General features: G+C 65.4%; 12 protein-coding genes. 4 read left to right on the plus strand and 8 right to left on the minus strand.

Annotation, left to right across the window (positions count from 1 at the left end; translation table 11 throughout):
• Positions 1 to 167 precede the first annotated feature (167 nt).
• Together nifD and nifH are read right to left on the minus strand one after the other, a co-directional pair.
• Positions 168 to 1,652, minus strand: a complete 1,485-nt coding sequence (gene nifD / locus IPN92_05295; protein MBK8637713.1) for a nitrogenase molybdenum-iron protein alpha chain — start codon at positions 1,650 to 1,652, stop codon at positions 168 to 170.
• 82 nt (positions 1,653 to 1,734) lie between these two features.
• Positions 1,735 to 2,622 (minus strand): nitrogenase iron protein, encoded by an 888-nt coding sequence (nifH, locus tag IPN92_05300; GenBank protein MBK8637714.1) that lies wholly within the window; start codon positions 2,620 to 2,622, stop codon positions 1,735 to 1,737.
• 178 nt (positions 2,623 to 2,800) lie between these two features.
• Here nifH and IPN92_05305 point away from each other — a divergent pair, with 178 nt between their 5' ends.
• The 4 genes from IPN92_05305 to IPN92_05320 all read left to right on the plus strand — a co-directional run bounded on the left by IPN92_05305 (position 2,801) and on the right by IPN92_05320 (position 6,808).
• Complete coding sequence (locus tag IPN92_05305; GenBank protein ID MBK8637715.1) at positions 2,801 to 3,658, plus strand: NAD(+)--dinitrogen-reductase ADP-D-ribosyltransferase; 858 nt, start codon at positions 2,801 to 2,803, stop codon at positions 3,656 to 3,658.
• A gap of 29 nt (positions 3,659 to 3,687) precedes the next feature.
• Positions 3,688 to 4,653 carry a protein-methionine-sulfoxide reductase catalytic subunit MsrP gene (msrP, locus tag IPN92_05310; protein MBK8637716.1) on the plus strand — a complete coding sequence of 322 codons (966 nt, stop codon included), beginning with the start codon at positions 3,688 to 3,690 and terminating at the stop codon, positions 4,651 to 4,653.
• Between the two features lie 4 nt (positions 4,654 to 4,657).
• Positions 4,658 to 5,305: a sulfoxide reductase heme-binding subunit YedZ gene (locus IPN92_05315; protein ID MBK8637717.1), complete on the plus strand. Its 648-nt coding sequence runs from the start codon at positions 4,658 to 4,660 to the stop codon at positions 5,303 to 5,305.
• A gap of 66 nt (positions 5,306 to 5,371) precedes the next feature.
• Positions 5,372 to 6,808 (plus strand): homospermidine synthase, encoded by a 1,437-nt coding sequence (locus tag IPN92_05320; GenBank protein MBK8637718.1) that lies wholly within the window; start codon positions 5,372 to 5,374, stop codon positions 6,806 to 6,808.
• A gap of 53 nt (positions 6,809 to 6,861) precedes the next feature.
• Here the strand turns inward: IPN92_05320 and IPN92_05325 are convergent, their stop codons facing one another.
• The 6 genes from IPN92_05325 to IPN92_05350 all read right to left on the minus strand — a co-directional run bounded on the left by IPN92_05325 (position 6,862) and on the right by IPN92_05350 (position 14,053).
• Entirely contained in the window at positions 6,862 to 8,121 is a 1,260-nt protein-coding gene (locus IPN92_05325; protein ID MBK8637719.1) for a TolC family protein, read from the minus strand.
• The gene (locus IPN92_05330) at positions 8,118 to 8,420 is read right to left on the minus strand and encodes a DUF3240 family protein (GenBank protein MBK8637720.1); all 303 of its coding nucleotides are present in this window, start codon (positions 8,418 to 8,420) and stop codon (positions 8,118 to 8,120) included. Before IPN92_05330 ends, IPN92_05325 begins: the two co-directional genes overlap by 4 nt.
• The gene (locus IPN92_05335; protein MBK8637721.1) at positions 8,413 to 11,499 is read right to left on the minus strand and encodes an efflux RND transporter permease subunit; all 3,087 of its coding nucleotides are present in this window, start codon (positions 11,497 to 11,499) and stop codon (positions 8,413 to 8,415) included. Before IPN92_05335 ends, IPN92_05330 begins: the two co-directional genes overlap by 8 nt.
• Positions 11,499 to 12,578: an efflux RND transporter periplasmic adaptor subunit gene (locus IPN92_05340; protein MBK8637722.1), complete on the minus strand. Its 1,080-nt coding sequence runs from the start codon at positions 12,576 to 12,578 to the stop codon at positions 11,499 to 11,501. Before IPN92_05340 ends, IPN92_05335 begins: the two co-directional genes overlap by 1 nt.
• Before the next feature lie 158 nt (positions 12,579 to 12,736).
• On the minus strand, positions 12,737 to 13,636 hold the full coding sequence (locus IPN92_05345) for a cation transporter (protein ID MBK8637723.1): 900 nt from the start codon (positions 13,634 to 13,636) through the stop codon (positions 12,737 to 12,739).
• 171 nt (positions 13,637 to 13,807) lie between these two features.
• Complete coding sequence (locus IPN92_05350; GenBank protein ID MBK8637724.1) at positions 13,808 to 14,053, minus strand: sensor histidine kinase; 246 nt, start codon at positions 14,051 to 14,053, stop codon at positions 13,808 to 13,810.
• Positions 14,054 to 14,150: the final 97 nt, after the last annotated feature.

Below are 14,150 nucleotides of genomic sequence, written 5' to 3' on the forward strand. Positions count from 1 at the left end.
CCGTCGCGCCGCTAATCCGCGGACAACGACCTGGTGGGTACTGAGTTCTGTGTCTTGGCCGGGCTTCCGGCGGGGTAGTGGCGTAGGTCGGGTTAGCGTAAGCGTAACCCGACACCCCCGCGGACTCGTTGGGTTACGCTGCGCTAACCCAACCTACGCGTCTGGGATCAGGCGCTGGCGGCCACGGGCAGGGCCTCTCCCGTGGCAGACTGCTGCCAGGGCGCCTGCATCTGTTTCCAGCAGGGGTTGTTGATGGTCATGTCCATGTCGCGGGCGAAGATGGCGAAGCCGTCGTAGCCGTGGTAGGGGCCGGAGTAGTCCCAGGAGTGCATCTGGCGGAAGGGGATGCCCATCTTCTGGAAAATGTACTTCTCCTTGATGCCGGAGCCCACCAGATCGGGCTTGACCTTCTTGACGAACTCCTCGAACTCATAGCCCGTGATGTCGTCGTAGAGCAGGGTCGCGTTGCCCATTTCCTTCATGGTGCGGTCATAGTCGTCGTTGTGGCCGAACTCGTAGCCCGTGCCCACGACCTCCATGCCGAGATCCTCGTAGGCGCCGATGACATGGCGCGGGCGCAGGCCGCCGACATAGAGCATGACCCGTTTGCCTTCCAGCCGCGGGCGGTACTTGGCGATGATCGCCTCGTACTCGGCCGTGTACTTGGCGATCACCTTCTCGGCGCCGGCCTGGATGGTCTCGTCAAAGAAACCGGCGATCTTGCGCAGCGACTCGGCGATCTTGGTGGGGCCGAAGAAGTTGTACTCCATCCAGGGCACCCCGTACTTCTCTTCCATGTGACGGGAGATGTAGTTCATGGAGCGGTAGCAGTGGATCAGGTTCAGTTTGACCTTGGGGGTCAGTTCCATCTCGGAGAGAGTGCCGTCACCGGACCACTGGGCGACCACGCGCAGACCCATCTCTTCCAGCAGGATGCGCGAAGACCAGGCGTCGCCACCGATGTTGTAGTCGCCGATCACGGCTACGTCATAGGGCGTGGTGGCGAAGGACTCGTCACCGTCGCGGTTGCCGATGACCCAGTCACGGATGGCGTCGTTGGCGATGTGATGTCCCAAGGATTGGGAAACGCCGCGGAAGCCCTCGCAACGCACTGGTACCACGGGCTTTTCGAGTTCCTTGCTTTTCTTTTTGGCCACCGCCTCGATGTCGTCTCCGATGAGTCCAATGGGGCATTCGGACTGCACACTGATGCCCTTACTCAGGGGGAAGAGGCTCTCGATCTCGGAGATGAGCTTGTCGAGTTTCTTATCCCCGCCGAAGACGATGTCCTTCTCCTGAAAGTCCGAGGTGAAGTTCATGGTGCCGAAGGTGTTGATCCCGGTCATGCCGACGTAATAGTTGCGGCGACCCGCGCGGGAATACTGACCACAGCCCACCGGGCCGTGGGAGATGTGGATCATGTCCTTGATGGGACCCCAGACCACGCCCTTGGAGCCGGCGTAGGCACAACCCCGGACCGTCATGACGCCAGGCAGGGACTTGCGGTTGGAGATGATGCATTTCTTGGACTGCTCGACCGTGGGGTCGTTGACCGCCAGATGCTTGGCGCGCTCTTTCTTGGCCTTTTCCGGATAGACCTCGAGCACCTCTTGGATGAGTTCGAGCGTCTCTTCGTGAGTCAATGCGGACATATGGGCTTTCCTCGATTCAGCGCCGCGGCTCACTCGCCGACGGTCGCGCCATGGGAAACAGGGAACAGGGGGGCTGACTCGGTTAGGCGGCCAGGGCCACTTCCTGCACGGCGGTCTTACCGATGATGGATTCGTCTTCCTCGTCCAGGAGGCCGAAGTCCATCAGGAGGTCTTCCAGGGCATCCATGGTGATGGGGGTGGGGATCACGAAGTTTTTGTTTTCGATGATCTTCAGGGCCAGGTCGCGGTACTCCTGGGCTTGCTTGGCCTTGGGGTCGTACTCGATGACCGTCATGCGGCGGATCTCGGCGCGCTGCACCACGTTGTCACGGGGCACGAAGTGGATCATCTGGGTGCCGAGCTGGCGGGCCAGTTCGATGATCAGCTCGTCTTCCCGGGCCGTGTTACGGCTGTTACAGATGAGGCCCGCCAGACGAACACTCCCGGAGCTGGCATATTTCACGATGCCCTTGGAGATGTTATTGGCCGCGTACATGGCCATCATTTCGCCCGAGCAGACGATGTAGATCTCCTGGGCCTTGTTCTCGCGGATGGGCATGGCGAAACCGCCACAGACGACATCGCCCAGCACGTCATAGAAGACGAAGTCGAGATCTTCGTCGTAGGCACCTTCTTCCTCCAGGAAGTTGATGGCCGTGATGACACCGCGACCGGCGCAACCGACGCCGGGCTCGGGGCCGCCGGATTCCACACACTTGATATTGCCGTAACCCACCTTGAGCACGTCCTCCAGCTCCAGGTCCTCGACGGAGCCGGCATCGGCGGCCATCTGCATAATGGTATTCTGTGCCTTGGCGTGCAGGATCAGACGGGTGGAGTCGGCCTTGGGGTCGCAGCCGACGATCATGACCTTTTTACCGAGTTCGGCCAGACCCGCTACGAGGTTCTGGGTGGTCGTGGACTTACCGATGCCGCCTTTACCGTAGATGGCGCATTGACGTATTGCCATGGGGATATCTCCTGTGGGGCCGCCGCGAGGGGGCGTGAATATGCGGTGCTTTCGATATCGTTTTTGCAATCCATGTGCCAATGCTGCTAATGCGAACATCATGCTGATTTTGAATGATTTTAGATCTCGGGCCCTGGTTCCCGGCTTGGTGGTATCTCCAACAAAGTTACCCCTGGCCATGGATAACAAGCGACAAAGCGAACAAGCCGCGGGGGTGCCCGAGGCCGGGCTCCCCGCCAGCGCGCGGCTCGCGATCAACCACTGCAATCTCCCGGCGGCGATCCTGGGTGGCCTGACCTTCCAACGGTACCCCGTCCCGCTGGAGCTGGATGGCATCCGGGCCTTTCACGTGGCCCTGTTCAGGACCCTGGCGCCGCTCGATCAACATCCGGCGCGGGCCCAGGCCTTCCGCGACTACATGAGCGCCCATTTCCTCCTTGATCACCTGGATGAGGCGGGGTTAGTGCCGGGGCGGGCCAGAAAGAAGCGGGCGAACGCCAACTATCTGCGGCTGGCGCGCGGCTGGTCCTTCGATTCGAACGGGCGGGAGGGGGCGGTTCTCAAGCGCTGGGTGGAGAGTCGCTTTGGCCTGCTGGCGCGCCACCACGCCGGCCCCCTCCAGGGTCGCGGTAGCGATGCCTATCGCCTCTATCTCGCCGAAAGTACCCGGGGCCTCTACGCCACCAATGCCCTGGAGGCCCAACTCGACCTCCTCTACACCTATTGTCAGTACGAGTTGCGCCTCGCCTATGCCCAGGAGAGGCACCTGACCCTTTACCGCGGCATCAACCGCATCGACGAGCACGAGATCCTGGCAACCCTGGGCGGTGGCCGCTACCGGGTCCTCTTCAATAATCTCAATAGCTTTACCAGCAACCGCGAGCGTGCCGATGAGTTCGGCGACTACATCCTGCGGGTCGAGGTCCCCTTGCCGAAGATCTTCCTCTTTAATCAATTGTTGCCAGGCATGCTCAAGGGCGAGGACGAATACCTGGTGATCGGGGGCCTTTATGAGGTCGCAATCAGCCCAATCTAATGCCCCTATGACTTGTCGAGGACCGATCCATGTTGATAAAACCGCCATACCCCATTCCGCCCTCCGAGATCACCCCCAAGGAGCACTGGCTGCGGCGTCGGGAACTGATGGCCGGGGCCGCCGCGGGCCTGGGCCTCGCCGCTCTCGGTGGCCTGGGCGGGCTGCTGACGCCAGGTCAGGCCGCGGCGGAGGAGAAGATCCCGGGCCTGGTCCCCAGCCCCCTAAGCACGGACGAGACGCTCACCAGCCGCGAAGACGTGACTGGTTACAACAACTTCTATGAACTGGGCACGGATAAGGGTGACCCGGCCCGCTATGCCGGCCTGCTCCAGACCCGGCCCTGGACGGTGCGGGTGGATGGGGCCTGCGCTGCGCCCGGGGAGATCGGGATCGAGGATATCCTGACGGGCTTCCCCCAGGAGGAGCGCATCTATCGCCTGCGATGCGTGGAGGCCTGGGCCATGGTGATTCCCTGGGTGGGCTTCCCCCTCGGGGACCTGCTCAAGCGCTTCCAGCCGACCGCCCAAGCCAAGTTCGTCGCCTTCGAGACCCTAGAGGACCCCAAGCAACTGCCGGGGCAGAAGCGCGCGGTGCTCGAATGGCCCTATCGGGAGGGCCTGCGCATGGACGAGTCCATGCACCCCCTGACCATCCTGGCCACGGGCCTCTATGGAGAGGTCCTGCCGGGTCAGAACGGGGCGCCCCTGCGCCTGATCGTTCCCTGGAAGTACGGCTTCAAGAGCATCAAGTCCATCGTACGCATCAGTTTTGTCGAGTCCCAGCCACTGGCCACCTGGAATCAGATGCAGCCGGAGGAGTACGGCTTTTATTCCAACGTAAACCCGGCGGTGGACCACCCGCGCTGGAGCCAGAAGAGCCACCGGATCATCGGCGCCGGGCTCTTTGCTCCCAAGCAGAAGACCTTGCCCTTCAATGGCTATGCCGATCAGGTGGCCAGCTTGTATGAGGGCATGGATCTGAAGCGCTTTTTCTGACGCTATGTCCGTCCCCAGGCCCAGCCCCCAGTCGCCCGTCAATCCTAGCCTCCGGCCGGATATCGCCGTCCGTTTTGGCAAGCCCCTCGTCTTTCTGCTCTGTCTGACGCCCTTTGGTCTGCTGGTCTGGCGTGCCCTGAGCGACGGACTGGGCGCCAATCCGGTGGAGGCGGTCGTCCATTTCACCGGGAGTTGGGCCCTGCGGCTCCTGCTGGTCACCCTGGCGGTCACGCCCCTGCGGCGCCTCAGCGGTCAGCCCTGGCTGATCCGCTTTCGGCGGATGCTCGGTCTCTTCGCCTTCTTCTATGCCGTGCTCCATTTCGCGGCTTATCTGGTCCTGGATCGCGCCCTGGTCTGGGAGGACATCACCACCGACCTGACCAAGCGGCCCTATATCCTGGTGGGCTTCACCGCCCTGCTGCTGCTGGTCCCCCTGGCCGTCACCTCAACCCGGGGCTGGATCAAGCGCCTCGGCCGCCACTGGGTGACCCTGCATCGCACCGTCTATGTCATCGCCATCCTGGCCGTGCTGCATTTCCTCTGGCTGGTGAAGGCCGATACCCTGGAACCCTTGATCGATGCCGCGGTACTGGCGGTCCTGCTCGCCTTCCGGGTGCCCTGGGGGCGAATGGTCGGGCGCCGGGGTCCCTAGGTACGGCAACAAGGCCCGGGGTGGGCTATATTGCGAAGCTGATCGTGAACCGCCAAAGGCATAAGGATGGAAAAAGTGGATCGAGACATTGAGCGTCAATGGGCCAGCTTCGATGGCCGGCTGCTGATGCTGGGCTTTGGCAGCATCGGGCGCGGCCTGCTGCCCTTGCTGCTGCGCCATATCGCGATCGCCCCGGAACGGATCGCCATCATGAGCCCGGAAAGCGCGTGGGGGGCCATGGCCGCCGCTCAGGGCGTGGCTTATGAAGTGGATGCCCTGACGCCCGACAACTACCGGCAACTGCTCGCGGCGCGGCTCGGGCCGGGCGACTTCCTGCTGAACCTGTCGGTCGATGTAAGCAGTCGGGACCTGATCGCCTGGTGCCAGGAAGCAGGGGTGCTTTACCTGGATGCCTGCGTCGGTCCCTGGGCCGGGGGACACTTCGATGCCTCGGTCACCCCCGCCCGGCGCTCCAACTATGCCCTGCGGGCGGCAGCCCTGGGCCTGCGCGACGCGGCTAATGCCGGTCCCACCGCGATTTTGTCCCATGGCGTGAACCCGGGCCTGGTGTCGCATTTCGTCAAACAGGCCCTGCTCAATCTGGCCGCCGATCTCCTCCCCGGCAGCGCGGAACCCCGCGAGCGGCAGGACTGGGCCGACTGCGCCCGGCGCCTGGGCGTCCGGGCGATCCATATCGCCGAGCGGGACACCCAGACCTCACTGGCCCCCAAACAGCCCGGCGAGTTCGTCAATACCTGGTCGATCGAGGGTTTCGCTGGCGAGGCCTGCCAGCCCGCCGAACTGGGCTGGGGCAGTCATGAGCGCTACTGGCCGGCGAGCGGGCGGGGTCATGATTTTGGCAGCCGGGCCGCCATCTGGTTGGAGCGCCCGGGCGCCAGTACCCGGGTGCGGAGTTGGACACCCCTGGCGGGTCCTTATCACGGCTTCCTGATTACCCACGAGGAATCCCTGTCGATCGCCGAGTACCTGACGCTGCGAGCGGGTGACGAACTGCTTTATCGTCCGACCGTGCACTATGCCTATTACCCCTGCGACGACGCCGTGCTGTCGCTGCACGAGTTGGCCGGCGGGAACTGGTGTCTCCAGCCGCGACAACGCCTGCTGACCGCGGACGACATCCACTCCGGCATGGACGAACTCGGTGTGCTCTTGCTGGGCCATGCCCGCCAGGCTTACTGGTACGGCTCCCGCCTTACCATTGACGAGGCCCGCGCCCTCTGTCCCCATAATACGGCCACGACCCTCCAGACCGCGGCGGGCGTTCTGGGCGGCCTGGCTTGGGCCATGAATCACCCGGACGCCGGCATCCTGGAACCCGACGAAATGGACTACCGCGAGGTCATGGCGGTCGCCTTGCCCTATCTCGGTGACATGGTCGGCGTCTACAGCGACTGGACCCCACTCCTGGATCGCAACAGCCTGTTCGCGGAAGACGTGGCGGCGGACGACCCCTGGCAGTTCAAGAACGTCCTGGTGGACTGAATCAGCGCGAAGGCCGGGGCGGCCGCCGGCTTGGTGCCGCCCGCGGGCGCGCCTCAGGGCTGTTGGTCCCCGGGGCCAAAATCCCACAAGCGATGCGCGTCAAGCCGTAGGCGATAGCCCGACTCCAGGGCCTCGAGTTGGCTGACGCGGGCCGTGAGCTGGGCCTCGTTAGCGGTGCGGCGGGCCGCGAGGAGATCAATCATGCTGCCCTCGCCGAGTTGATAGGCGCGGGCGGTCATGTCCGCCGCGTGGACGAGGCGGGTGGCGGCCTGGCTGGCGGACTGCCAGGAAATGCGCGCGGCCCGGGCCGTCTGATAAAGACTGGCGGCCTCGGCGGTCACCTTTTGCAGGGCCGCCGCCTCGCGTTGGTTGGCGGCCTCCGCCTCCGCCAGGGCGGCATCGGCCTTGGCGCGGCGAGCGCCACCGGGCAGGTTGACAATGACATAGGCCCCGATGATGTTTTCCTCGCCATCGCGCTCGCTGGCCAGGTGCAGGCCGAAGGTCGGGTCGGGCAGGCGGTCACTGTCGGCGCGTTTGACCCCGACCCGCGACTGGCGGACATCACCCTGGGCCAGGCCGAGTTCGTGGTTGTGCTGGATGATGGCGGTGATCCATTCCTCCGCGTCGCCATTCAGGGCCGGCGGCTCAACAATCCGCTTTTGCGCCTCCAGAGGCAGGTCCGGATAGCGGCGGCGCAAGTCCTCCGCGGCGGTATCCCGGCGTCCCCGCGCCTGGGCCAACTGGGCCTCGGCCTGGGCGAGGGCGGCCTCGCCCTGAACAGTCTCGAGGCGAGCGGCATCCCCCAGCTCCTGACGGCGCGCTACGGCCTTGGCCTGCTTCCTCAGCAGGGCGACCTCCGTTTCCCATTGGGCGACGGCGGCGCCCTCCTTCAGCCAGCTAAACCAGCCTTTCAGCAGGTTGCGTGCCGCCTCATGCTCGGCATCCTCCAGCCGCTTTTCGGCTTGATGGACGCCAAGGCTGCCGAGCTCGCTATCGAGGGCGGCCTTGCCTGGCAGCCGCACCTGGCGTTGCAGATCGCCATTCCATTCCTGAAAGCGATCATCGGGACCGCTGGTGGGGTTGACACGGCGCTGCTGGCCCCCGAGGAGCAGGGTCCACTCGTAGTCGCCCGCTTCCAGCCGTGAACGGTTGGCCTGCTCGACGGGGATCTGGCTGTCCACCGCCCGCACCCCGGGGTTGGTGCGCAGGATCTGGGCCACGATCCCGGGGGGTGGCAGATTGGGGGTCGGCTCCGCGGCCAGGGCCTCCAGGCTCAGGGTGGCGCACAGGAGGGCAAGGGGCAGTCTCTTCATAGCCGTCCCTGCTCCAGCACGGGCACCAGCCAGTAAAAGACGTTGGCGCGGGGCAGTTCAGCCTTGATAAGCCGCAGCAGCTCCCGCAGGGCCTCGTCGCCCCCCACCATGCGCATGATGACCCGCGCCGAGTGGCCGGCGACCAGTTCCGCGGGCTCCACCAGGGTGGCGGCGGAACCGTGGCCCTCGGCATGGCTGGAGGTAAAGCCACGCACCAGGTCAGGCCGGGAGAGCAGCAGGTCCTCGACGAGTTGAGCGACGTCCGTGGGCATGGCGAGGGAGAGCAAGACGTCAGGCATGGGCATTCTCGGCGAAGGCGACGTTGGGTTTGACCCCAAAGCGGCGGAACAGGATGGGCAGCAGGACCAGGGTCAGGGCGGTCGAGGAGACCAGGCCGCCGATGACGACGATGGCGAGGGGGCGCTGGACCTCCGAGCCCGGTCCGGTGGCGAAGAGCATGGGGACCAGGCCGAAGGCGGCGATGCTGGCGGTCATCAGCACCGGTCGCAGGCGGCGGCGGGCGCCCTCGACGACCACCTCGGCCACCGGCAGGCCCCGGGCAAGCAATTGATTGAAGTAGGTGACCATGACCACGCCGTTCAGCACGGCGATACCCAGCAGGGCGATGAAGCCCACCGAGGCCGGCACCGACAGGTATTCCCCGGCGATGAAGAGGCCGAAGATGCCGCCGATCATGGCCAGGGGGATGTTGGACAGGACCAGCAGGGCTTGGCGCACCGAGCGGAAGGTCGAAAAGAGGAGGAAGAAGATCAGGGCCAGGGCCACGGGCACGACGACCATCAGTCTGGCCGCCGCCCGCTGCTGGTTCTCGAACTGGCCACCCCAGGCCAGCCGGTAGCCTTCCGGCAGGGGAACGTCGCGGGCCACCGCCGCCTTGGCGTCCTCGACGAAACCCACCAGATCGCGGTCGCGCACGTTCGACTGCACCACGACGTAGCGCTGGGCATTTTCCCGGTCCACTTTGACCGGGCCATCGATCCGGTCGATGCGCGCGACGCTGGTCAGGGGCACGCTGCCGCCATCGGGCAGGCTCAGGCGTAGCGCCTCGAAGTCGGCGGGCGTGGCGCGCAACTGTTCGGGCCCGCGCAGGATCAGGGGGATGCGTCGCCCCTGTTCGATGACAGTGCCGACGTCGCGTCCCTCCAGCAGGGCCTTGAGGTCGTTCTGAATAGCGTCCACGTTGAGCCCGAATCGCCCGGCCGCCAGCCGGTCGATCTCGATCTTCATGTATTGGACGCCATTGTTCTGCAGGGTGAAGGTATCCTCGGCGCCCGGTACCTGCTTGACCCGGGCCTCGACCTCGGCGGCCAGGCGGTTCAGGGTGTCCAGATCGGGGCCATAGATCTTGATCGCCAGGTCACCCCGCACGCCGGTCAACATCTCGGAGACGCGCATGTCGATGGGTTGGGTGAAGGAAAAGCCCACGCCGGGAAAATCGGCCATGACGGTGCGCAGTTGGTCGGCCAACCAGGCCGGGTCCGGGTTACGCCAGGTCTCGCGTGGCTGCAGCACCATAAAGGTGTCGGTCTGGTTCAGGCCCATGGGGTCCAGGCCCAGTTCGTCGGAACCCGCGCGGGCGACGATGGCCTTGATCTCGGGTACCTGCGCCAGGATGGCCTGTTGCACCCGGGTGTCGATCACCAGGGTTTGGTCGAGACCGATGGAGGGCAGCTTTTCCAGTTGCATGATGAGATCCCCCTCATCCATGGTCGGCATGAAGCTCTTGCCCAACAACATGAAGATGCCCCCGCCCGCCATCAGGGCGAGGAGGGCGATGGCGACAAAGACCCGGCCATGGGCAAGGGCGGTCGTCAGGACCTGATCGTAGAGCGCGGACAACTTGCGCACCAGCCAGGGCTCGTGATGCACCCCGCGCTGGATGAGATAGGAGGCCAGCACGGGCACCACGGTCAGGGACAGGACGAGGGAGGTGGCGAGGGCAAAGACGATGGTCAGTGCCACCGGTCCGAACATTTTGCCTTCCAGCCCCTGGAGCGTGAGCAGGGGCAGAAAGACCAGGATGATAATGATGATGCCGGAGGTGACTGGCGCGGCGACCTCGCGGGCGGCACGGAAAATCAGATGGAGGGTGGGCAGGTTGTCCGGTGCCTCCGCCAGTTCGCTCTCGATATTTTCGACCACCACCACCGCCGCGTCCACCAACATGCCAATGGCGATGGCCAGGCCGCCCAGGCTCATCAAATTAGCGGAGAGTCCGAAGATGCGCATGAGAATGAAGGTGGCCAGGGCCGAGAGGGGCAGCATGACGGCGACTACCAGGGCCGCGCGCAGGTTGCCAAGAAAGGCGAGCAAGAGCAGTACCACCAGCACGATGGCCTCTAGCAGGGCCTTGGACACGGTGCCAACGGCGCGATTGACCAGGTTGCCGCGATCGTAAAAGGGCTCGATCGTGACGCCCTTGGGCAGGGTCGGCGTGATCTCGGCCAGCCGGGTCTTGACGCCCTCGACCACCGATCGTGCATTGGCGCCGCGCAGCCCCAGGACCAGGCCCTCGACGGCTTCCCCCTGGCCGTCCTTGGTGACGGCGCCATAACGGGTCAGGGACCCAAAGCGTACCTCGGCCACGTCGCCGACGCGCACCACCAGGCCGTCCCTGGCCTTCAAAACGATGGCTTTGACGTCGTCCATGGTGCGAATGGCGCCCTCGGCACGCACTAGCAGGGCCTCCTCGCCATCGGTCAGGCGGCCGGCGCCGTCGTTGCGGTTGTTGGCCTCCAGTACCTCCCGCAGATCCTGGAGGGCCAGGCCCCGGGCGACCAGAAGTTGCGGGTTGGGCACCACCTCGAAGGTACGCACCTCCCCGCCCAGGCTGTTGACATCGGCTACGCCCGGTATGGTGCGCAGTTGCGGGCGGATGACCCAGTCCAGAAGTGCGCGCTTCTCCGCGAGGGGCAGGTCGCCCTCGATGGTAAACATGAACATCTCGCCGAGGGGGGTCGTGATGGGGGCCATGCCGCCCGTGACTCCGGGTGGCAGGTTGCCCATGGCCGCGGCCAGACGTTCGCCGACTTGCTGGCGGGCCCAGTAGATGTCAGTGCCGTCCTCGAAATCGATGGTGATATCGGTCAGGGCGTACTTGGAGGTCGAACGGAGCAGGCGCTGATTCGGGATGCCGAGCATTTCCTGCTCGACGGGGACGGCCAGTCGGGTTTCGACCTCCTCCGGCGTCATGCCGGGGGCCTTCAGGATGATCTTGACCTGGGTCGTGGAGACATCCGGAAAGGCGTCGATGGGCAGACCCAGGAAGGCCTGAATACCCGCCGCGACCAGCAGGACGGTCAGGACCATCAGCAGGAGGCGCTGGGTCAGGGAAAAGCGAATCAGGGCGGCAAGCATTATTCGCCCCCGGCCCCGGACAGCATGGCCTTGAGGCCGGAGACGCCCTTCAACACCACCCGGTCGCCCACCTGGAGGCCTGCAACCCGCAGGCCTTCGCCACTCTGGCCGATGACCTTTACCTGCCGGGCCTCGAAGCTGGCGCCCTTGTTATCGCTGGCGATCTGCACGAAGGCGTAGGTCTGGCCTCCCTGACGCACCACGGCGGCGGCGGGCAGGCGCTGGTCTTGGGCGCTAGCCTGGGCGATTTCCACCTCGACGGATTGCCCCGGCGTCAGTTGTTCGGCGCCCTCGTCGACCAGGGCCCGCAGCAGCCGGGTTTGACTGGCCGTATCGATACTGGGGCCGATGGCAATGACGCGACCCTTGATGTCGCTGTTGGCAATCCGTACGGGGGTCCCTAACTTGAGCCCGTCGAAAATCGTGGTCGGGGCCTGGATTTCCAGCCAGAGGGGCGCGAGTTGGGCGATACGGTAGATCACCGCCGAGGCCTCGACCCGCTGGCCCAGGGCCGCTCCCTGTTCGAGGACCACCCCATCCATGGGCGCGGTCAGGGCCAGGGGACCCGCGCCTTTACCCGACACGCCGGCCAGTTCCAGGTGCTGCTGGCTCTCGCTGGCCCGAGCGGCGGCTTGGCTGGCGGCGGCGCGGGTGGCCTGGAGACGGGCCTCGGCGATCAGGCCCTCCGCGTACAACTGCTCGTCGCGTTTGAGGTTTTGCTGCTGGAGACTGGATTGGCTGCTGGACTCCATGGCGTCGCGCTGCAAGGTGAGTGCCTCGGGGCTGGAGAGGCGCGCGACGACCTCGCCTCGCTTGACCCGGGCGCCCGTGGCCAGGGTCAGCCGCTCGACCAGGCCCGCGACCGGGGCGGAGACGAGGCGGATCTGATCGGTGGGTACCACCACTCGGGCGGGCAACCGGCTGGGGCGCGCCTCCAGGGTCTCGCCGATGACCAGGGTTTCGATACCCAGGGATCTGATTTGCGACGCTTGCAGGAGCAGTGGCTCGCCCCCCGACCAGGCCAGTGTCGTCGGGAGCCAGAGGAGGAGGAGCCGGAGCGGGTGGATCTTGGACATCATGAGAATCCATTAAGGGATGTTCGGCCGTGGGAGCGGATATTACCAAGCTCCTCCTTAAGGCCAGCTTAAGGGCGTTTTAGGCCACGGGTCCGGGGGTAGCGCAGGGCGTGGGCAGGTCCGGCTTTCTCACCGGGGTCCGGGCCCATCGGCAGGGCCCGCTATCGATCCAGCCTCTGGTCCTCTTGGGAAAGGGGGTCCTCGATCGGCTCCAGATGGGTCAGGACGTGGGCATGGGGCAGGGCGGCGCGCATCTCGGCCTCGATACGCTCCACCAGATCGTGCCCCTCTTTGACCGTCCAGCGGCCTGGCACCAGGACATGCACCGAGATGAAGACGCGCGCGCCGGCCTGACGGGTCCAGAGGGCATGGAAATCGATGCCCTGGCGCCGGTAAGTCTCCATCACCGCGGCCAGGGCGGCCTGCTGGTCCGTCGGCAGGGCCGCGTCCATGAGGCCTGCGGCGGAGCGGCTCACCAGCCGCACCCCGGTCCAGATGATATTCGCCGCCACCAGGAGGGCCAGGAGGGGGTCCAGCCACAGCCAGCCGGTCAGCCAGACGGCGGCGACCCCCAAGATCACCCCGACGGAGGTCCAGACATCGGTGAGCAGGTGATGGGCGTCGGCTTCGAGGGTGATGGAGCGGTGCTCGCGGCCGGCGCGCAGCAGGACGAGCGCCGTCAGCAGGTTGATGATGGAGGCGATCACCGAGATGCCCAGACCCACCCCGACCTGCTCCAGCGCCTGGGGATGGAGGAGTCGCTCCACGGCCGCCCAGCCGATGCCGATGGCCGCGGCCAGGATCAGTAATCCCTCGAAACCACTGGAAAAATATTCCGCCTTGCCATGGCCGTAGAAATGGTCGTCGTCCGCGGGCTGGGCCGCGATCGTGAGCATCCACAAGGCCATTAGGGCCCCAGACAGGTTGACCAGGGATTCGATGGCATCGGACAGCAGCCCCACCGATCCGGTGAGCCACCAGGCCCCACTCTTGAGCAGGATGGTCGCCAGGGCCGCGGCGATCGAGAGCCAGGCGTAGCGTCTGAGATCAGGTTGGGACATGGTGTGATTCGAGGAGGCACCCGGCGGCTTGAGGAGTCCGGAATTATGCGCGGATATTCTTAAGGCCTGCTTAAGGCCTGGGCTGATCGGTAGCGATGGCGGTATCCCGGCGACCGGCGACGGAGCGGCTTGGCGGATGGGCGCCTATCCCAATGCCCGGCGATGATGGGGCTATGGCGTGAGACCGATGGTGAGCCAGGCCTCAAGTCCGCCACCTGCCCGCGGCTGAAGTTGGGTTCGCCAACCCCTGGCCTCCGTCAATTGCCGCACGATCGCGAGCCCCAGCCCGGCCCCCCCATTGACGGGGCTGCGCGAGGCATCGCCGCGGTGGAAGGGTTGGAAACTGCCTCCGGCGATGGCCACCGTTAAGAGCAAGAGGCTGAAGACCAGAGCCAGCAGCCGGCCACCAGCAGGCACGGCAGATCGATTTCCGCCCCGGTCAGGTGCCCCTCCTTGCCGTCTCGCAAGAGGCGCCGCGCCGCTAAATCGAGGACGAAGGGACCAAACTGGCGCT

The sequence above is a fragment of the Chromatiaceae bacterium genome (assembly GCA_016714645.1).
GTDB lineage: Bacteria > Pseudomonadota > Gammaproteobacteria > Chromatiales > Chromatiaceae > M0108.

Excerpts from the sequence above, each read along its gene's own strand:
- IPN92_05340 (MBK8637722.1), bottom strand. The coding sequence starts at position 12,578 with ATGATGTCCAAGATCCACCCGCTCCGGCTCCTCCTCCTCTGGCTCCCG.
- IPN92_05315 (MBK8637717.1), top strand. The coding sequence starts at position 4,658 with ATGTCCGTCCCCAGGCCCAGCCCCCAGTCGCCCGTCAATCCTAGCCTC.
- IPN92_05335 (MBK8637721.1), bottom strand. The coding sequence starts at position 11,499 with ATGCTTGCCGCCCTGATTCGCTTTTCCCTGACCCAGCGCCTCCTGCTG.
- msrP (MBK8637716.1), top strand. The coding sequence starts at position 3,688 with ATGTTGATAAAACCGCCATACCCCATTCCGCCCTCCGAGATCACCCCC.
- IPN92_05305 (MBK8637715.1), top strand. The coding sequence starts at position 2,801 with ATGGATAACAAGCGACAAAGCGAACAAGCCGCGGGGGTGCCCGAGGCC.
- IPN92_05320 (MBK8637718.1), top strand. The coding sequence starts at position 5,372 with ATGGAAAAAGTGGATCGAGACATTGAGCGTCAATGGGCCAGCTTCGAT.
- IPN92_05345 (MBK8637723.1), bottom strand. The coding sequence starts at position 13,636 with ATGTCCCAACCTGATCTCAGACGCTACGCCTGGCTCTCGATCGCCGCG.
- IPN92_05325 (MBK8637719.1), bottom strand. The coding sequence starts at position 8,121 with ATGAAGAGACTGCCCCTTGCCCTCCTGTGCGCCACCCTGAGCCTGGAG.
- nifD (MBK8637713.1), bottom strand. The coding sequence starts at position 1,652 with ATGTCCGCATTGACTCACGAAGAGACGCTCGAACTCATCCAAGAGGTG.
- nifH (MBK8637714.1), bottom strand. The coding sequence starts at position 2,622 with ATGGCAATACGTCAATGCGCCATCTACGGTAAAGGCGGCATCGGTAAG.
- IPN92_05330 (MBK8637720.1), bottom strand. The coding sequence starts at position 8,420 with ATGCCTGACGTCTTGCTCTCCCTCGCCATGCCCACGGACGTCGCTCAA.